Origin of the sequence: Tatumella saanichensis, from assembly GCF_000439375.1 — a bacterium.
In the GTDB taxonomy this organism is placed as follows: domain Bacteria; phylum Pseudomonadota; class Gammaproteobacteria; order Enterobacterales; family Enterobacteriaceae; genus Tatumella; species Tatumella saanichensis.
In genome coordinates this window covers 60,924-78,902 of sequence record NZ_ATMI01000006.1, presented here as the reverse complement: position 1 = coordinate 78,902, position 17,979 = coordinate 60,924, and the positions used below count along the sequence as shown (strand labels likewise).

Below are 17,979 nucleotides of genomic sequence, written 5' to 3'. Positions count from 1 at the left end.
GCGCATCGCGCTTTGCCGTGTCAGTGGGAGCGCATTATAGGGAGTTAATTTTTTCTGACAAGGGTTTATTTGAAATTAATTTCTGAATGGCGCTTTTTTATCCGTTTCGCTGTTAAAGTGGTAGTTTTTCAAGCGATACAAAGCCATAACGCTGTAAAACGGGCAATAAATGTTCGGTTTTCGCCGTTTTTTCTGTGCAATAGGCCCGTGAAGGTAAAGATGAACTTATCTCTGGCGACTCATGCTGCAATAACCATAGCGTCCGTCTAGCGATCGCGGCTCCGGAATCCACCAAGCGTGTCCCTTCCGGCAGCACGGCTTGCAGTTCTTCTTTAAGTAAAGGGAAATGCGTACAGCCGAGCACCACCGTATCTGGCGGCTCAGCCTGGGTTGTCCACGGCGCCACGATGGTAGCAATCTCTGCAAGCTCAACCGGTTCTCCCTGTAACTTCTTCTCTGCTTGTAATACCAGTTCCGCGGAACCCAGCATTTCAATTCGGCATTCGGTAGCAAACTGTTGGACCAGCTGACGGGTATAGCTGCGCTTTACGGTACCGCGTGTCGCCAGCACACCAACCACCCCATTACGCGTCAGACGCGCAGCGGGTTTGATTGCGGGTACAACGCCAACCACCGGAAAGTCAAAGTGTTCACGTAAGGCAGGTAAAGAGACAGTGCTGGCCGTGTTACAGGCCACGACAGCAATAGAGATGGGTGACAATCGCGTGATTGCCTCAGTGATGGCAGTAATGCGCTCGATAATAAACGTCTCGGACTTCTCGCCGTAAGGAAAGCCCTCATTATCGAACACATAAAGGTATTGGGCATCCGGTAACAGTAACCGAATCTCATCATAGACGGATAACCCGCCGACACCGGAATCAAAAACCAGTACCACCGGACGCGCTGTCTGTCTTTGTTCTCTTTCACTTGCCATACACTGTCTCAACATTATCAGCCAACAGAACGGCTATTCTACCACGATCCCTGCTGCCGATACTGATAGCCGTCACGGACCTTCTTATGCCGTTGTGCTGATCAACCACAGCCCAACAGAGGGTGTTATGCTCAGGGATCCAGACTGGACATCAGCGATGGAATCCCTACAATCGCCGGCTACTGACTCTTAATCAGGACAACTCATGACTCCCGAACATCTTCCTGTAGAACTCTATGATGAGCAACTGGCCGAGAAGGTCTCTCGTATTACAACCATGATGGCGCCCTTTCATGCCCCTGACGCACAGGTTTTCCGTTCGCCGGTAAATCATTACCGGATGCGAGCGGAATTCCGTATCTGGCATCAGGAAGATGATCTCTACCATATTATTTTTGATCAGCAAACCCGCCAGCGTATCCGGGTTGACAGCTTCCCGGCTGCCAGCCTGTTGATCAATGAAATGATGCCACGGATGATTAACGCATTGCGCGACAATAAAGTGCTGCGTCATAAATTGTTCCAGATCGACTACCTGTCGACCTGCAGTGATCACATCATTATCTCACTGCTCTATCACCGTAAAATCGATGATGTCTGGCAAGCAGAGATGGCACAACTTCGCGATCATTTCCGTGCTCAGGGGATCCGCGTGCATTTTATTGGTCGTGCCACTAAGACCAAGATCTGTCTTGACCAGGACCATATTGATGAAGTGCTGACGGTCGACGGCAAAGAGATTATCTACCGCCAAGTAGAGAACAGTTTTACCCAACCTAATGCCGCCATTAATGTGAGTATGCTGGAGTGGGCGTTGGACGTAACCCGCAACGCGGCCGGAGACCTGCTGGAACTGTACTGCGGTAACGGTAATTTCTCTCTGGCGCTGGCCCGTAATTTCCGCCGTGTGCTGGCTACAGAAATCGCTAAGCCATCGGTTGAGTCTGCCAAGTATAATATCGACGTTAATAAAATTGATAACGTCCAAGTTGTGCGCATGTCTGCGGAAGAATTTACCCAAGCCATGAATGGGGTACGTGAGTTTAACCGTCTGGAAGGGATTGATCTAAAAAGCTACGACTGTGAAACCATTTTTGTCGACCCGCCACGCAGTGGCCTCGACCCAGATACCCTGAAGATGGTACAGGCCTATCCAGCTATCCTCTATATCTCCTGTAATCCACAGACCCTGTGCGAAAACCTAGAGACTCTCAGCGAAACGCATCAGGTAGAAAGACTGGCATTGTTTGATCAGTTCCCCTATACCCACCATATGGAATGCGGTGTGCTGTTACGGCGTAAGTCAGCGTAATCTCGTAACACGATACAAAAACGGCAGAGATCTCTCTCTGCCGTTTTCGCTTAAATAGAAAATATCGGTTTAACGTTTCCGGCGGAAACGACTGAACATCCAGAACACCAAACAGACCATAATCAAAGTCGGCAGAAAGTTAGAACCAATTTGCGGATACTGGGCACGGATTATGGCGCTATAGAGAAAAATACCCAGCAAAAAGAACCCCGTCGCCAGCGAAAACATCCCTTCCGGCATGCTGCGGTTCAAGTAACGTTTGTGCAGATACCATACCGCCATCGCTAGGGATATCAGCGGAAAAAAGGAAAAAGGAACATAGCTACTGAAAAGGGCTGAAAAGGTCCCATGGAGTGATAAACCGGTAATAAAGGTCAGTACTAGTGTCCCTTTATCACGGGAATGTTGCTCATTCATATGATTACCTGTCTGTTTACTCTTCTGATTTATCTGTGGCTAATGCCAGACGCTCCTGCTCACGACGATACCAGTAGTAAGCACCTTTCGAGATCATTCGTAGCTGCAATACCAGCCGGTCTTCCAATTTACGACGTTGTTCAAGGTCGACATCCACCGCTTCTGCTCCAGCACTGAAGACGATGGTTACCATAGCCTCTGCTTGGGCTTCAGTAAAACTGCGCGGCATATGATTTTCTAATTCAAGATAATCGGCCAGCTCAGCAATAAAGTGCTGAATTTCTCTGGCCACTGCAGCACGGAACGCCGCCGAGGTACCTGAACGCTCTCGCAATAGCAGCCGAAAGGCATTGGGGTTATTACCGATAAACTCCATAAAGGTTGAAACGGAGGTTTTGATAATGCTACCGCCTTTGGCGATACGTTGCCTCGCCTGGCGCATCAGCTGCCGCAGCATCAGTCCACTTTCATCCACCATAGTCAGGCCAAGCTCATCAACATCTTTGAAATGTCGGTAAAAAGACGTCGGAGCAATACCTGCTTCACGGGCGACTTCGCGCAGGCTCAAACTGGCAAAGCTGCGTTCTGCACTTAACTGACTGAACGCTGCTTCGATAAGCGTACGCCTTGTACGTTCTTTTTGCTGTGCTCTGACGCCCATCATCTCTGCCTTTTAACACTTCATTTTCGCACTATAACAAAAATATCAGCGTACAGCCGCCAAACTTTGTGAATGGCTGTTAACTGGCCGCACATGATCTGACATAACAAATAACACGATCTGTATTCAGATAACTTTACCCTAGTGTTATATTTGAGTTGCAATAACGTTTCAAAAACACAGGACGTATGGGTATGGAAAAATCTTATGATTATGATGCCATTGTTATCGGTTCAGGCCCCGGTGGTGAAGGGGCAGCAATGGGACTGGTCAAACAAGGCGCCCGGATTGCCGTTATCGAGCGTTATCACAATATTGGCGGCGGATGTACGCACTGGGGAACCATTCCGTCCAAAGCACTGCGTCATGCTGTCAGTCGGATAATCGAGTTTAATCAAAATCCACTCTACAGTGATCACTCCCGCTTACTGCGATCCTCGTTTGCAGACATCTTGAAACACACTGAAAATGTTATTCAACAACAAACAAATATGCGTCAGGGGTTTTATGAGCGTAACCACTGTGAAATATTCCAAGGCGATGCGCATTTCGTTGATGAACATACCTTGGAGATTGTGCTGCATGACGGCACCCGTGAGCGCTTGACCGCTGAGAAATTTGTGATCGCCTGTGGCTCCCGTCCATATCACCCTGAAACAGTCGATTTCACTCATCCACGAATTTACGACTCCGATTCTATCCTCGGTCTGCACCATGAACCCTCACATGTGATTATTTACGGTGCCGGTGTGATCGGCTGTGAGTATGCCTCTATCTTCCGCGGGATGGGCGTTAAGGTTGACCTGATCAATACTCGTGACCGGTTGCTGGCCTTTCTTGATCAAGAGATGTCAGACTCTCTCTCCTACCATTTTTGGAACAGTGGTGTCGTGATCCGCCATAACGAAGAGTTTGAGAGCGTCGAAGCCACTGACAACGGAGTAATTGTCCAGCTGAAATCTGGAAAGCGGATGAAAGCCGACTGCCTGCTATATGCTAATGGCCGTGCAGGTAATACTGACGCACTGTCACTGGAAAATGCTGGACTAGACGCTGACAGCCGCGGGCAGATCAAGGTCAACAACATGTATCAGACCGCACAGCCGCATATTTATGCGGTAGGCGATGTGATTGGTTACCCGAGCCTAGCCTCTGCCGCCTATGACCAAGGTCGGATCGCAGCGCATGCGATGATCAAAGGAGAAGCCAGCGCACCGCTGATAGAAGACATCCCCACCGGTATCTATACTATCCCGGAAATCAGCTCCGTCGGTAAAACCGAGCAACAGTTAACCGCCATGAAAATCCCTTACGAAGTGGGACGGGCGCAGTTTAAACATTTGGCTCGAGCACAGATTGTCGGCATGAATATCGGTAGCCTAAAAATTCTGTTCCACCGTGAAACCAAAGAGATCCTCGGTATCCATTGTTTCGGCGAACGGGCGGCAGAGATTATTCATATCGGCCAGGCCATTATGGAGCAGAAAAATGGCGGAAATACCCTAGAGTACTTCGTCAATACCACCTTTAACTATCCGACAATGGCCGAGGCCTACCGCGTAGCGGCGCTGAACGGACTGAACCGGTTATTTTGAAATCAGCCCAGAGGTGTAGATATGTGCACTGATGGTCTCAGCCAACTGCTCGTAACGGCTGCGTAACGGAGATCCGGGCCGGTAAATCAGTGCAATGGTGCGCTGGGGGACCGGCTTGTCACAAGGAATATAACAAACACCGTCGCGCTCACGTTCATTTGGCACCGCCAGAGACGGCATCAGGGTGATGCCGCTGCCGGCAGCCACCATGTTGCGTAGCGTTTCCAGACTGGTCGCACGGAAATGGGTATCCTCATCTGCCCCAGCAGAAAAACAGAACCCCATCGCCTGATCACGTAAACAATGCCCATCCTGCAGCATCAGCAGCTTCTCACCCGCCAGCTCAGACATCGGTACCCGCTCACGCTGGTGCCACGGGTGGTCAGAGTAGACGGCCAGCTTTAGCGGCTCATCGAAAAGTGGCACTTCAATAAAGGCCTCCGTCTCTTTCACCAGGGCCATGATAGCGCAGTCCAGTTGACCGCTGTCCAACTGTGCCAGTAACTGCTGGGTCTGGGCTTCATGCAGATACATTTCCAACTTCGGGAAAGTCTGATGTAGCATCGGAACAATGTGCGGCAGCAGATAAGGGCCGACCGTTGGGATAAGCCCAATATGCAGCGGTCCTGACATCGCCTCACCCTGCTGGCTGGCCATCTCTTTCAGGACTTTTACTTCACGCAACACAGTTCTCGCCTGATCAACCAATAGCAGACCGGCTTGGGTGAACAGCACTTTACGGCTGGTACGTTCCAGCAGCATCACCCCTAGCTCATCTTCCAGCTTGCGGATCTGTCCGCTCAGGGTAGGCTGACTGACATGGCAGGCATCCGCTGCCCGACGAAAATGGCGATGTTCTGCCAGTGAAACCAGGTACTCAAGGTCACGAATATTCATTAATTTCCTCCGACCCATGATAGCTCATGGCGATAGATAGAATAGCAATCAACGATTGGCCCTATCAACAAAAGCCGGTAATAATTACTCCATCGACGGCAAGATGCCGTAACTTATTATTTATGCGTACTCATGACAGGAGACACTATGTCAGATAACTACGAAGGTCGTTCCGTACCGCAAGTCACTTTTCATACCCGTCAGGGCGATCAATGGGTCGATGTCACCACCGATGACCTGTTTAAAAACAAAACCGTGATTGTCTTTTCACTGCCGGGTGCCTTTACCCCGACCTGCTCATCCAGCCATCTGCCGCGCTATAATGAGCTACACGGCGTCTTTTCACAGCACGGTGTCGACGACATCCTGTGTGTATCGGTAAACGATACCTTTGTGATGAATGCTTGGAAAGCTGACCAGCATGCAGAAAATATTACCTTTATCCCAGACGGCAATGGTGAGTTCACCAAAGGAATGGGAATGCTGGTTGAGAAAGATGACCTCGGCTTCGGTGCTCGCTCTTGGCGTTATTCTATGCTGGTCCGTGACGGCGTGGTTGAGAAAATGTTTGTCGAACCGAACAAGCCAGGCGACCCGTTTGAAGTCTCCGATGCAGATACCCTGCTGAAGTACTTGGCACCGGAAGTGAAGCTGCAGGAATCAGTTTCCCTGTTCACCAAACCGGGTTGTCCGTTCTGTGCGAAAGCCAAGCAGATGCTGCAAGAGCGCGGACTGCAGTATGAAGAAATTGTGCTAGGCCAGGACGCCACCACCGTCAGCCTGCGTGCAGTCAGCGGACGGGCGACAGTACCTCAGGTGTTTATCGGTGGACGCCACATCGGCGGCAGTGATGACCTAGAGCAGTATTTTCACCGCGGCTGATTGCCGGGAACTACTCTGCCCCTAAACAAAAACAGCGGACCAAGGTCCGCTGTTTCTTTATCTGCCGAGGATCAGGTGAGACGTTTTTTCGCTTCACTAATGGCAAATGCAACCTGTGCTGGGGCAACGCCGCCCTGCGCATTACGTTTATCTAAACAGGATTGTAATGCCAGGATCGGATACACGTCATCTGCGATCACTGAACTGAAGGTTTTCAGCTCGTCCAATGATAGGGCTTCCAGTGCGATACCCTTGCTGATAGCAGCCACTACCGCTTCACCAACAATATGGTGGGCTTCACGGAACGGCACGCCTTTGGCGACCAGATAATCAGCTAACTCGGTGGAGTTGGCATAGCCCTGTTCAGCGGCTTCCTGACAGCGTGGACGTTTTACCTGAATGCCTTCCAGTACCAGTCCGGCCATATGCAGACAATCCAACCAAGTGTCGAGCGCGTCGAACAACCCTTCTTTGTCTTCCTGCATATCTTTGTTGTAAGCCAGCGGCAGACCTTTCAGGGTCATCATCATCCCGGTCAGGGCACCCTGTACACGCCCACATTTACCACGGATCAGTTCCAGTGCATCGGGGTTTTTCTTCTGTGGCATCAAAGAAGAGCCAGACGTCACTTTATCGGACAGCTCGACAAAACCGGCTTCACCGGAGTTGAAGAAGATCAAGTCTTCAGCAAAACGTGATAGGTGAACCATGCCGATAGAAGCATCGGACAACAACTCCAGCACATGGTCACGGTCAGAGACCGAATCTAAACTGTTGCGGGTGGCGGAGGCAAAGCCCAGCCAGCCAGCCAGTTGCTGACGATCAATGTCATAGGCGGTACCGGCCAATGCGCCGCAGCCCAATGGACTCACATCCAGACGCTTCAGTGCGTCCTGTAAACGACTTTCGTCACGGGCCAGCATTTCGGTATAGGCCAGACACCAGTGCGCGAAGGTCACCGGTTGTGCCCGTTGCAGATGCGTATAACCGGGCATCACCGCATCTTGGTTCTGTTCAGCAGTGGCCACCAGCGCCTGTTGCAGCTGACGGGTTGCTGCCAGCAGCTCGCTGATCTGTTGTTTACACCACAGTTTCAGGTCAGTTGCCACTTGGTCATTACGGCTACGGCCGGTATGCAGTTTTTTACCTAACGCACCGACTTTCTCAATCAGTTTGCCTTCGACCCAGCTATGAATATCTTCGGCATCACTTTGCAGGATTTGCTCTGGGTTTTCGCGGACGTCACTCAATAAGCTCTGCAGTGCCTGCTCCAGCTGTTGCTGCTCTTCCTGAGTCATCACACCCACAGTAACCAGCGCTTTTGACCACGCAACGGAACCGATGATGTCCTGCTCTGCTAATCGATAATCGAAACGCAGAGAGTCGTTAAATTGTTTAAAACGCTGGTCTGCTGCCTGAGTAAAACGACCACCCCACAGTGCCATAATGATGCTCCATAAAACGGGTTATTCTGAACAGGCAGGGAGAGCTTACCGCTCTCCCTGCCGAGGTTTACCTCTGTAAACCTTGCGGAATTACTTCTGTTCTTTCAGCGCACGGATACGAGAAGACAGGGAGTACAGACGGATAAAGCCGCCCGCGTGGCTGTGGTCATACACTTCGTCTTCGCCGAAGGTGGCGAATTCTTCAGAGTACAGGCTGTTGTCAGACTTCTTCTGGATAGCCGTGACCTGACCTTTGTACAGCTGCAGTACCACTTCGCCGTTCACATCTTCCGCCAGAGATTCTGACGACGCCTGCAGCGCTTTACGCAGCGGGGTGAACCAGCGACCGTCATACACCACGTATGACATTTCCAGGCCTAACTGCTCACGCCATTTGAAGCTGTCACGATCCAGTACCAGCTGTTCGACCGCACGCAGCGCGTTCACCATGATGGTGCCGCCTGGGGTTTCATAGCAGCCACGAGATTTCATGCCCACCAGACGGTTTTCGACGATATCGATACGACCCACACCGTGTTTTGCACCCAGTACGTTGAGTTTTTCCAAGCATTTGAACGGGGACAGCGCTTCACCGTTGACGGCCACGACCTGACCTTTTTCCACTTTCACAGAAACCTGTTCAGGTTGATCTGGGGCTTCCAGTGGATCGGTTGTCCAGACCCAGCAGTCTTTGTTAGAGGCATTCCACGTACTTTCCAGCACGCCGCCTTCGGTAGAGATATGCCAAGCATTCTCATCACGGCTGTAAATTTTTTCTAAGCTTGCGGTGGTTGGGATATTACGTTCTTTCAGGTAATCCAGCAGGGCTTCACGAGAACGCAGGTCCCATTCACGCCAAGGAGCAACCACTTTCAGCTGTGGCGCCAACGCGGTGTAAGTGCTTTCGAAACGCACCTGGTCGTTACCTTTACCGGTAGCCCCGTGACACAGTGCATCTGCGCCCACTTTCAGCGCCAGCTCAACCTGCGCTTTGGCGATAATAGGACGCGCCATAGAGGTTCCCAGCAGGTAAGTGCCTTCGTACAGAGCACCGGTCTGCAGCACCGGATACACATAATCACTGATAAATTCTTCACGCAGGTCAACCACGTGGCACTCAGAGGCTCCTGACTGTAACGCTTTACCTTCAACACCGACCAGATCTTCCGGGTCCTGACCGACGTTTGCCACGAACGCGACAACTTCGCAGCCATAGTTTTCTTTCAACCATGGAATGATCGCCGAGGTATCCAGTCCGCCGGAGTACGCCAGAACGATTTTTTTAATCTCTTGAGTTTGCATCGTTTAATCCTTGAATCAGTCTTTGTCGTTAAGCCAGAATCCGGGTACCAATCGGCACGCCGTTAAATAAATCAGGGAGCTGCTCCGCATTACGCCAGCTGGCAATGTCTACCGGCCGGTTCAGCGTTTTCGCCGCATCGAGTGCCGCCCGCACTTTGACAATCATGCCATCCGTGATCACGCCCTGAGCAATTAACTGTTCTGCTTTTTCGGTGGTCATTTCTTCGATCCGCTGACGCTGCCCATCCAGAATACCGCTGACATCAGACAGCAGTACCAGAGAAGCGCCCAGCGTCGCTGCCAGCGCTGTTGCCGCCTGGTCAGCATTAACGTTCATCAACAGTCCGTCATCGGTGATCCCGATGGAACTGATAATCGGTAAATATCCGCTCTCTGACAATGTTTTTATCAACGCTGGATTTCCCGGGCTGGCCTGTCCTACGTGCCCCAGTTCAGGATCGAACTGCGCCACGTTCACAATACCACCATCACCCAGCGAAAGTCCGACCGCATTGATGTCATATTTCCGCGCCCAGGCGAGTAAGGTCTTGTTGGCCGTACCGGCCAGTGCGCCGGTAATAATATCGATCTGATCCGCCGGAGTGACCCGTAATCCGTTTTTCTTACTGACCGGTAAGTCGAGCTTTTTCATCAACTCATCCACCAGACAGCCGCCGCCATGGACGATAATCAGCGGACGCTGATGCGTCTGACGGTAAGTCACTAGCGCTTCAAATAGACGCCCCAGCGCTTCTTCGCTGTCCAGTAGCACGCCGCCCAGCTTAATAATTAATGGAGTAGTCATCACTGTCACCCGCCTTACACCAGAGAGAGGGTTTCAGGGAAACCGAAACGCAGATTCAGACACTGAATAGCGTGGGAGGAGGCCCCTTTCAGCAGATTATCTTCTGCACTGACCACCACCAAGTGTTCCCCGTCAACCGCAAAGCCGATATCACAGTACGGCAGACCGACCACACCTTTCAGCGCAGGGATCCCTTTATCGTATAAACGGACCAGCGGTTTGTCGTCATAGGCCGCATGGAACGCCTGTGAGACTTGCTCTGCCGAGACTTCCGCCTTCAGACGACAAGTGGTCGTGGCGATGATCCCGCGTGGGAAACTGCCCAACTGCGGCGTAAACACCACCGGGGTACCAAGGTGTGCCACAATTTCCGGCTGATGGCGATGCGTAAACAGGCCATAAGGCTGTAAGCTGACTTCACAGAAACTGGTACTCAGGGAGGCCTTACGGCCGGAGCCACTGACGCCACTGGTGGCGTTGATCACTGGCCACTGGTCAGTATTTAGCAGTCCAGCATCCAGCAGCGGTTTAATCGCTAACTGGGCGGCTGTCGGGTAGCAGCCCGGTACCGCAATCAGATTAGCCTGCTTGATCGCCTCACCCTGCCACTCGGCCATGCCATACACTGCCTGCGACAGCAGCTCAGGGAACTGATGAGTGAAGCCGTAATAACGGGTATAGAACTCACCGTTATTCACGCGCCAGGCTCCGGACAGGTCTAACACCACACAACCGTGCTCTAAAAATTGCGGTGCCAAGTCATGGCTAACTTCGTGAGCCGTTGCCAGGAACACCACATCGGCCTCTTTAGCCAGCGCCGCGACATCATTCAGCGGCTCAAGACGCAGATCGACCCGTCCTTTCAGCTGCGGATGAATATCTGACAACAATTTACCGGCATCCGGGCTTTGCGCTGATACCGCAATTCCGGTTATGTTTATGTGTGGATGGCGATCCAGGTAAGTAACCAGCTCAACACCAGCATAACCACTGGCACCAACAATCAGCGTCTTCAACATCAGGCTGTGTACCTTATTTCGTAAAGTCTATGTTTCAGGACAGGGTTATGCCCCGCTCCCCGGGTTGCCTCAAGTGAGAAAGCCGTTCACATTCTCAAGGCTATAATGTATTTTTATTCATAATTATTGCATGAATATTGATACATCCTAACGCAAGGACCGTCAACAGTGAAGACAAAATTACCGCCTTTTATCGAGCTTTATCGTCAGTTAATCGCGACCCCGTCGATCAGTGCCACAGAAAGCGCACTCGATCAGAGTAACGAGGCACTGATCACTCTGCTGGCGGGCTGGTTCCGCGACTTGGGATTTGAGACAGAGGTGCAGCCGGTACCGGATACCCGCCATAAATTTAACCTGCTAGCACGGGCTGGTCAGGGCAGTGGCGGGCTGATGCTGGCCGGACATACCGATACCGTCCCGTTCGATGATGGCCGCTGGACACAGGACCCTTTTACCCTGACCGAACGCGATAATAAGCTGTACGGTCTGGGCACTGCCGACATGAAAGGTTTCTTTGCTTTTATTCTCGACACATTGCGCGATGTCGATATCAGCAAGCTGCAGAAACCCCTCTACATCTTGGCAACTGCCGACGAAGAGACCACCATGGCCGGGGCTAGCTATTTTGCCCGAACCACGCATTTACGTCCCGACTGTGCAATTATTGGTGAGCCCACCTCGCTAAAGCCAGTACGTGCCCACAAAGGCCACTTATCTAAAGCGATTCGCATTCAGGGCCAGTCCGGCCACTCGAGCGATCCAGGCCGCGGCGTGAATGCCATTGAATTAATGCACGATGCAATTACCCAGCTGAGCGGATTGCGTGACACCCTGAAAGAACGTTATCACCATGATGGCTTTGTCATTCCCTACCCGACCATGAATTTTGGCTCGATTAATGGTGGCGATGCCCCAAACCGTATCTGTGCCTGCTGCGAACTGCACATGGATATCCGTCCACTGCCGGGGCTGGCACTGAATGATTTGCACGGGCTGCTACTGGAGTCGCTGGCTCCTGTCACCGAGCGTTGGCCGGGACGTCTGACGGTCAGTGACCTGCACCCACCGATCCCGGGCTACGAATGCCCGCGCCACCATGCGCTGGTGCAGGTGATTGAAAAACTGTTGGGCACTGATACCGAGATCGTTAACTACTGCACCGAAGCTCCGTTTATTCAGGAGCTATGCCCAACACTGGTGCTAGGACCGGGTTCAATTGAACAGGCCCACCAGCCAGATGAATATCTGGATACTGCCTTTATTAATCCGACCCGTGACCTGCTGGAACGTGTGGTAAAACATTTCTGTCATTAACGCCTATACCGGGCAGCCTTGCTGCCCGGTTTTTCTTTTCATAAGAATAACTTATTAGATAAACCTCCTGCCGATTTTTATTTAATTCAATAAGTTACCCTTTTCTTTCCCCTGAAGTCATTTGACGAACCCACGGTTACATGGCTAGATAATCAACAGCGTTATGCCGGACTGGTAACACATTCAACGATTAATTGAAGAGGGTTTCAGGGTCATATGAACGAACAATATTCCGCAATGCGCAGTAATGTCAGTATGCTCGGCACATTACTGGGGGACACCATTAAAGAAGCCGCCGGAGAACATATTCTCGGACGTGTTGAAACCATACGTAAGCTTTCCAAATCCTCCCGTGCCGGCAGTGACGCTGACCGCCAGGAACTGCTTTCTACCCTGCAAAACCTGTCTAATGAAGAGTTATTGCCGGTCGCCAGAGCCTTCAGTCAGTTTCTTAACCTGACCAATGTGGCCGAACAGTATCAGACCATCTCCTACCAAGCGCAGGGCGCAAACAACCCAGAACTGCTCAAACAGGAATTTGAACGGTTAAAACAACATAAAAATCTGACCCAGGCCGATATCCTCAGCGCGATCGAATCCCTGTCCATTGAACTGGTCCTGACCGCACACCCCACCGAAATTACCCGCCGTACTCTGATCCATAAACTGGTTGAAGTGAACAGCTGTTTGAAGCAACTCGACCACAGTGATCTGACCGATCACGAACGTAACGCGATTATGCGACGACTGCGTCAGTTAGTGGCCCAAGCTTGGCATACCGATGAGATCCGTAAAATTCGCCCCACCCCGGTGGATGAGGCCAAATGGGGCTTCTCGGTCGTGGAAAACAGTCTATGGGAAGGAGTGCCGGCTTTTTTACGTGAGCTTAGTCAGCAGGCGGAAGAGACCTTTGGGATCACCCTGCCGGTGGACTTTGTCCCCGTGAAGTTTACCTCATGGATGGGAGGAGACCGTGACGGTAACCCAAATGTCACCGCGCCGGTCACCCGACGTGTGATCCAACTGAGTCGTTGGAAAGCTACTGATTTGTTCCTCAACGATATCGCGGTACTGATATCTGAACTGTCGATGTCCGCCTGTACCGAGGAGATCCGTGAGCTCTGTGGCGATCCGCAGGCGCTGGAACCGTACCGTGAAATCCTGAAACGTCTGCGTAGCAAGCTTACGGCGACCCAGAACTACCTGGAACAACGTTTGAAAGGGGAAAAACCGGCACGCCCGGCGGACCTGCTGACCGCCAACCACCAGCTGTGGGATCCGCTGTATGCGATTTACTGCTCTTTGCAACAGTGTGGCATGGGCATTATTGCCCGCGGCCAGTTGCTGGATACCTTACGCCGCGTGAAGTGTTTTGGTGTCCCGCTGGTGCGTATTGATGTACGCCAAGAAAGTACTCGTCATACCGATGCCCTAACCGAAATCACCCAATATCTGGGACTCGGTGATTACGGCAGCTGGTCAGAGGCCGATAAACAAGCCTTTCTGATCCGTGAACTCAATTCGAAACGTCCACTGTTACCGAAACAGTGGACACCGGGAGAAGAGACCCGCGAAGTACTGGAAACCTGCCGCGTAGTCGCCGAAGTGCCGCAGGGGTCGATCGCCGCTTACGTGATCTCGATGGCTAAAACGCCGTCGGATGTGTTAGCCGTCCACCTGCTACTGAAAGAAGCCGGTATCGACTACGCGATGCCGGTGGCACCGTTGTTTGAAACCTTGGATGACCTGAATAACGCCAATGATGTCATGTCCAGACTGTTGAATATCGACTGGTATCGCAACTTTATCGGCGGTAAGCAGATGGTGATGATTGGCTATTCTGATTCTGCGAAAGACGCAGGGGTGATGGCAGCCAGCTGGGCACAATATCAGGCCCAGGATGCGCTGATCAAAACCTGCGAGAACGCCGGCATTGCCTTGACGCTATTTCACGGTCGTGGCGGCTCCATCGGTCGTGGCGGTGCACCGGCCCATGCCGCCCTACTTTCCCAGCCTCCGGGTAGTCTCAAAGGCGGTCTGCGGGTCACCGAACAGGGTGAGATGATCCGCTTTAAGTTCGGCCTGCCAGAGGTGACCATCGCCAGCCTGTCCCTGTATACCGGCGCGATCCTTGAGGCAAACCTGTTACCGCCACCGGAGCCAAAACCCGAATGGCAGCAGATCATGGCGCAGCTTTCGCAAGACTCTTGCAACATGTACCGTGGATTTGTCCGCGAGCATAACGATTTTGTTCCTTATTTCCGTTCCGCCACTCCTGAGCAGGAACTGGGGAAACTGCCGCTCGGCTCCCGTCCGGCGAAACGCCGTCCGACCGGCGGTGTCGAATCCTTGCGCGCCATTCCGTGGATTTTCGCTTGGACCCAAAATCGGCTAATGTTACCGGCTTGGCTAGGGGCCGGGGCGGCCTTACAAAAAACCGTTGAGGCGGGACAACAGCAACAACTGGAAGCCATGTGCCGCGACTGGCCGTTCTTCTCAACCCGTATCGGTATGCTGGAAATGGTGTTTGCCAAAGCTGACCTGTGGCTCGCGGAATACTATGACCAGCGTCTGGTAGAGCCGGCTCTATGGAAACTGGGTAAACAACTGCGATCTCAGCTGGCAGCAGATATTGACACTGTGCTGGCTATTTCTAATGACGCCCACCTGATGGCTGACCAGCCGTGGATCGCCGAGTCTATCGCCCTGCGCAATGTCTATACCGACCCACTAAACGTTCTGCAGGCAGAATTGTTGCACCGCCTGCGGGTCCAGGAGGCTTCCGGTCATCCGTCAACGCCGGAAGTGGAACAGGCGCTGATGGTGACCATTGCCGGTATCGCAGCCGGAATGCGCAATACCGGCTAACCCCAGCAGACAGCAAAACAGGGCACCAAGGTGCCCTGTTTTTTGTCCCGAAGCATCCCTCAGGAAAACCGCCTACAACATGACCGTTATAGTAACTGCGCTAGCCGGTTGAGATCCGACTGAATCGCTCCCGCCGTCACATCACGTCCAGCCCCCGGGCCACGGATAATCATCGGATTATCTCGGTACCAACGGCTTTCGATAGCAAACACATTATCGCACGGCAGCAACGCTGCCAACGGATGCTCTGGTCTGACCGCTTCCACACCCACACTGGCCTTGCCGTGGGCATCAAAACGTGCCACATAACGCAGTACCCGCCCGGCTTCGGTAGCCGCTTCGTAACGTTGCAGCATCTGCTCATTCAGCTCGTCGGCATTCTCAAAGAAGTGATCGACCGACTCATCCTCGCAGTGCTCCGGTACCAGTGACTCCACCCGCACTTGGTGAGGTTCAATATCATAGCCGGCCTCACGGGCCAGGATCACTAGCTTGCGCATCACATCCAGTCCCGAGAGGTCGACCCTCGGGTCTGGCTCGGTTAATCCCTGCTGCCAGGCCTGATCCACCAGATCGGTAAAAGGCACCGTGCCATCGTATTGCAGGAACAACCACGAAAGAGTGCCAGAGAAGATCCCGCTGATCGACAGAATCGAATCGCCGGTATCCCGCAGATCCCGCACCGCATAGTTGATCGGTAAACCGGCACCGACGGTCGCGTTATACAGCCAATGGCGTCCGGTACGAGTAAACGCATCTCTTAACTGCCGCCAGTGAGCACTGCCTGACGAACCGGCCACTTTATTGGCACTGATCACATGGAAGCCATAGCTAGCAAAGTCCAGATACTGACCGGCAATACTGCTGTCCGCGGTCACATCCAGTACCACCAGATCATCAAACGGGTGATCACGCATCCATAGGAACAGTGATTCCTCATCCCGTGGCTGCGACTGTTCATCGAAACGGGCAAGGGCTTCACTGGCATCCAGGCCTTCATAGCTGAGCAGACTTTTACGGCTATCGGCGATACCCGCTAGCACAAATTCAAAGCCACTGCGATCAGAAAGATTTTCCTGCTCACGCGCAAACAGCTCCAGCCAGCGTGAACCAATGTTCCCTTTACCTAGCAGCACCAGTCCGATACGTTTCTCGGCACGGAACAGAGATTGATGCAGCCCCTGGATCACACGTTCTGTCGGACCGGAACGCAGCACCGCCACCAGACTGATATGCTGCTCTGACTGCCAGACAAATTCGACCGGCTGATCTTTTATCTGCTGCCAGAAACGGTGCGCATGCAGCGGATTACGGGTAACCCCAGCGCCGACCATTGCTACGAGTGCCAGACCGTTACGTAGCCGTACCGACACGGGCAAGCCGCTGCTTTGTAATAAGGCCAGTGCGCTGTCCACCACTTCCGCGGTATAACAAAGTTGCAGCAGATGACGGTCCGGATGGACACCGCTAGCCAGCGGCCGCAGTTGTTGGCGTGCCAACTGCTGTTCAATCTCTTTTTTAAGAACAGGGAAGTCCTGCTGAGTCGGCACTTCGATCTCGATGAGACAGACATCATCATGACTGGTAACGATCCTGGCACCGGTACCAGACGCCAACACACGTTCAATGCGCGTCGAGCCCTGCTCCGGCTGATAGCTACAACGCAGCTCCAGCTCAATATCACTGCCAGAGACCGGCTGCAGTGTACGGGTATGCAGTACTGGCGCAGCCAAGCGTGCCAATTCACTGGCTTCATCCAGCCGCAATAGAGGCAATAAGCATGCATCACTGACTCTACGTGGATCAGCACTGTAAACACCGGCCACATCACTCCAGATAGTGACTTTCTTCACAGCCGCTAATGCGCCAATTTGGGTCGCGGAGTAGTCAGAACCGTTACGTCCTAATAACACTGTTTCACCAGCTTCATTACGGCAGATAAATCCGGTGATCACCACCCGTTGAGTACCGTGCTCTACCAAGGACTGCGCTAACAACTCACGAGAGATACTCTCTTTTACTTCCGGTTGTGCTGAACGTTCTGCCCGCAGGAAATCTCGCGCATCCAGCCAGCTTGCCGGGATATCACGTTGTGCAAGCAGGGCCGCCATCAGCCTCGCAGACCAAATTTCCCCGTGGCCAACCACTTCGGCGTACACCGCATCAGTCACCGGCGTGTCCAGCAGCCCGGCAATACGTTCTAGGTCGCGGATAAAGTCTTGTGTCATCACGTCTGCCTGAGGAGCAGGCAGTAATGTGCTGATAAGACCGCTTTGGAAACGGCGCAGATTCTGCTGAACCTGATAGGCCGACAGACGATCGCTTTGACTGAGTTTCAACCAGTTAATCAGTTGGTTAGTGGTGCTGCCAGCGGCAGATACCACCATTAGATCGCCGGGTTCGCTGTGCTGAGCCATGATATCCGCGACACGCTGATAACATTTGGCATCCGCCAGGCTGCTGCCCCCGAATTTATGCAGTTGTCTGTTTCCGGACGCTGTGCAGTCTGATGAAATTGTCAT

At 52.5% G+C, this 17,979-nt stretch carries 14 protein-coding genes; 5 read left to right on the top strand and 9 right to left on the bottom strand.

Going from position 1 to position 17,979, the window contains the following annotated elements; translation table 11 throughout:
* Positions 1-112: 112 nt before the first annotated feature.
* Complete coding sequence (murI, locus tag DW47_RS0104225) at positions 113-937, bottom strand: glutamate racemase (protein ID WP_029685110.1); 825 nt, start codon at positions 935-937, stop codon at positions 113-115.
* Positions 938-1,142: 205 nt separating this feature from the next.
* Here murI and trmA point away from each other — a divergent pair, with 205 nt between their 5' ends.
* Positions 1,143-2,249, top strand: coding sequence for a tRNA (uridine(54)-C5)-methyltransferase TrmA (gene trmA, locus DW47_RS0104220; RefSeq protein ID WP_029685108.1), 1,107 nt, complete (start codon positions 1,143-1,145; stop codon positions 2,247-2,249).
* A gap of 69 nt (positions 2,250-2,318) precedes the next feature.
* Here the strand turns inward: trmA and DW47_RS0104215 are convergent, their stop codons facing one another.
* Both DW47_RS0104215 and fabR read right to left on the bottom strand, forming a co-directional pair.
* The gene (locus DW47_RS0104215; protein ID WP_029685107.1) at positions 2,319-2,666 is read right to left on the bottom strand and encodes a YijD family membrane protein; all 348 of its coding nucleotides are present in this window, start codon (positions 2,664-2,666) and stop codon (positions 2,319-2,321) included.
* 16 nt (positions 2,667-2,682) lie between these two features.
* Positions 2,683-3,327 (bottom strand): HTH-type transcriptional repressor FabR, encoded by a 645-nt coding sequence (gene fabR, locus DW47_RS0104210; protein WP_029685106.1) that lies wholly within the window; start codon positions 3,325-3,327, stop codon positions 2,683-2,685.
* 194 nt (positions 3,328-3,521) lie between these two features.
* On the opposite strand from fabR, the gene sthA reads away from it, so the two are divergent.
* Complete coding sequence (sthA, locus tag DW47_RS0104205) at positions 3,522-4,922, top strand: Si-specific NAD(P)(+) transhydrogenase (RefSeq protein WP_029685104.1); 1,401 nt, start codon at positions 3,522-3,524, stop codon at positions 4,920-4,922.
* On the opposite strand, the gene oxyR is transcribed toward sthA, so the two are convergent.
* Positions 4,914-5,819, bottom strand: coding sequence for a DNA-binding transcriptional regulator OxyR (gene oxyR, locus DW47_RS0104200; protein ID WP_029685103.1), 906 nt, complete (start codon positions 5,817-5,819; stop codon positions 4,914-4,916). The genes sthA and oxyR overlap by 9 nt on opposite strands.
* A 147-nt stretch (positions 5,820-5,966) precedes the next feature.
* Here oxyR and DW47_RS0104195 point away from each other — a divergent pair, with 147 nt between their 5' ends.
* Complete coding sequence (locus tag DW47_RS0104195; protein WP_029685102.1) at positions 5,967-6,701, top strand: glutathione peroxidase; 735 nt, start codon at positions 5,967-5,969, stop codon at positions 6,699-6,701.
* Positions 6,702-6,772: 71 nt separating this feature from the next.
* Here the strand turns inward: DW47_RS0104195 and argH are convergent, their stop codons facing one another.
* The 4 genes from argH to argC form a co-directional block, all read right to left on the bottom strand.
* On the bottom strand, positions 6,773-8,146 hold the full coding sequence (gene argH, locus DW47_RS0104190; RefSeq protein ID WP_029685101.1) for an argininosuccinate lyase: 1,374 nt from the start codon (positions 8,144-8,146) through the stop codon (positions 6,773-6,775).
* Between the two features lie 90 nt (positions 8,147-8,236).
* Positions 8,237-9,448 carry an argininosuccinate synthase gene (locus DW47_RS0104185; protein WP_029685100.1) on the bottom strand — a complete coding sequence of 404 codons (1,212 nt, stop codon included), beginning with the start codon at positions 9,446-9,448 and terminating at the stop codon, positions 8,237-8,239.
* Positions 9,449-9,476: 28 nt separating this feature from the next.
* Entirely contained in the window at positions 9,477-10,253 is a 777-nt protein-coding gene (gene argB / locus DW47_RS0104180) for an acetylglutamate kinase (RefSeq protein WP_029685099.1), read from the bottom strand.
* A gap of 14 nt (positions 10,254-10,267) precedes the next feature.
* Positions 10,268-11,272 (bottom strand): N-acetyl-gamma-glutamyl-phosphate reductase, encoded by a 1,005-nt coding sequence (gene argC, locus DW47_RS0104175; RefSeq protein ID WP_029685098.1) that lies wholly within the window; start codon positions 11,270-11,272, stop codon positions 10,268-10,270.
* A gap of 168 nt (positions 11,273-11,440) precedes the next feature.
* On the opposite strand from argC, the gene argE reads away from it, so the two are divergent.
* The gene (gene argE, locus DW47_RS0104170) at positions 11,441-12,589 is read left to right on the top strand and encodes an acetylornithine deacetylase (protein ID WP_029685097.1); all 1,149 of its coding nucleotides are present in this window, start codon (positions 11,441-11,443) and stop codon (positions 12,587-12,589) included.
* 216 nt (positions 12,590-12,805) lie between these two features.
* Complete coding sequence (ppc, locus tag DW47_RS0104165) at positions 12,806-15,457, top strand: phosphoenolpyruvate carboxylase (protein ID WP_029685095.1); 2,652 nt, start codon at positions 12,806-12,808, stop codon at positions 15,455-15,457.
* Between the two features lie 86 nt (positions 15,458-15,543).
* On the opposite strand, the gene DW47_RS0104160 is transcribed toward ppc, so the two are convergent.
* Positions 15,544-17,979: a bifunctional aspartate kinase/homoserine dehydrogenase II gene (locus DW47_RS0104160; protein WP_029685094.1), complete on the bottom strand. Its 2,436-nt coding sequence runs from the start codon at positions 17,977-17,979 to the stop codon at positions 15,544-15,546.

Excerpts from the sequence above, each read along its gene's own strand:
- DW47_RS0104195 (WP_029685102.1), top strand. The coding sequence starts at position 5,967 with ATGTCAGATAACTACGAAGGTCGTTCCGTACCGCAAGTCACTTTTCAT.
- argH (WP_029685101.1), bottom strand. The coding sequence starts at position 8,146 with ATGGCACTGTGGGGTGGTCGTTTTACTCAGGCAGCAGACCAGCGTTTT.
- fabR (WP_029685106.1), bottom strand. The coding sequence starts at position 3,327 with ATGGGCGTCAGAGCACAGCAAAAAGAACGTACAAGGCGTACGCTTATC.
- DW47_RS0104160 (WP_029685094.1), bottom strand. The coding sequence starts at position 17,979 with ATGACAATTTCATCAGACTGCACAGCGTCCGGAAACAGACAACTGCAT.
- argC (WP_029685098.1), bottom strand. The coding sequence starts at position 11,272 with ATGTTGAAGACGCTGATTGTTGGTGCCAGTGGTTATGCTGGTGTTGAG.
- ppc (WP_029685095.1), top strand. The coding sequence starts at position 12,806 with ATGAACGAACAATATTCCGCAATGCGCAGTAATGTCAGTATGCTCGGC.
- sthA (WP_029685104.1), top strand. The coding sequence starts at position 3,522 with ATGGAAAAATCTTATGATTATGATGCCATTGTTATCGGTTCAGGCCCC.
- argB (WP_029685099.1), bottom strand. The coding sequence starts at position 10,253 with ATGACTACTCCATTAATTATTAAGCTGGGCGGCGTGCTACTGGACAGC.
- DW47_RS0104215 (WP_029685107.1), bottom strand. The coding sequence starts at position 2,666 with ATGAATGAGCAACATTCCCGTGATAAAGGGACACTAGTACTGACCTTT.
- trmA (WP_029685108.1), top strand. The coding sequence starts at position 1,143 with ATGACTCCCGAACATCTTCCTGTAGAACTCTATGATGAGCAACTGGCC.
- DW47_RS0104185 (WP_029685100.1), bottom strand. The coding sequence starts at position 9,448 with ATGCAAACTCAAGAGATTAAAAAAATCGTTCTGGCGTACTCCGGCGGA.
- murI (WP_029685110.1), bottom strand. The coding sequence starts at position 937 with ATGGCAAGTGAAAGAGAACAAAGACAGACAGCGCGTCCGGTGGTACTG.
- oxyR (WP_029685103.1), bottom strand. The coding sequence starts at position 5,819 with ATGAATATTCGTGACCTTGAGTACCTGGTTTCACTGGCAGAACATCGC.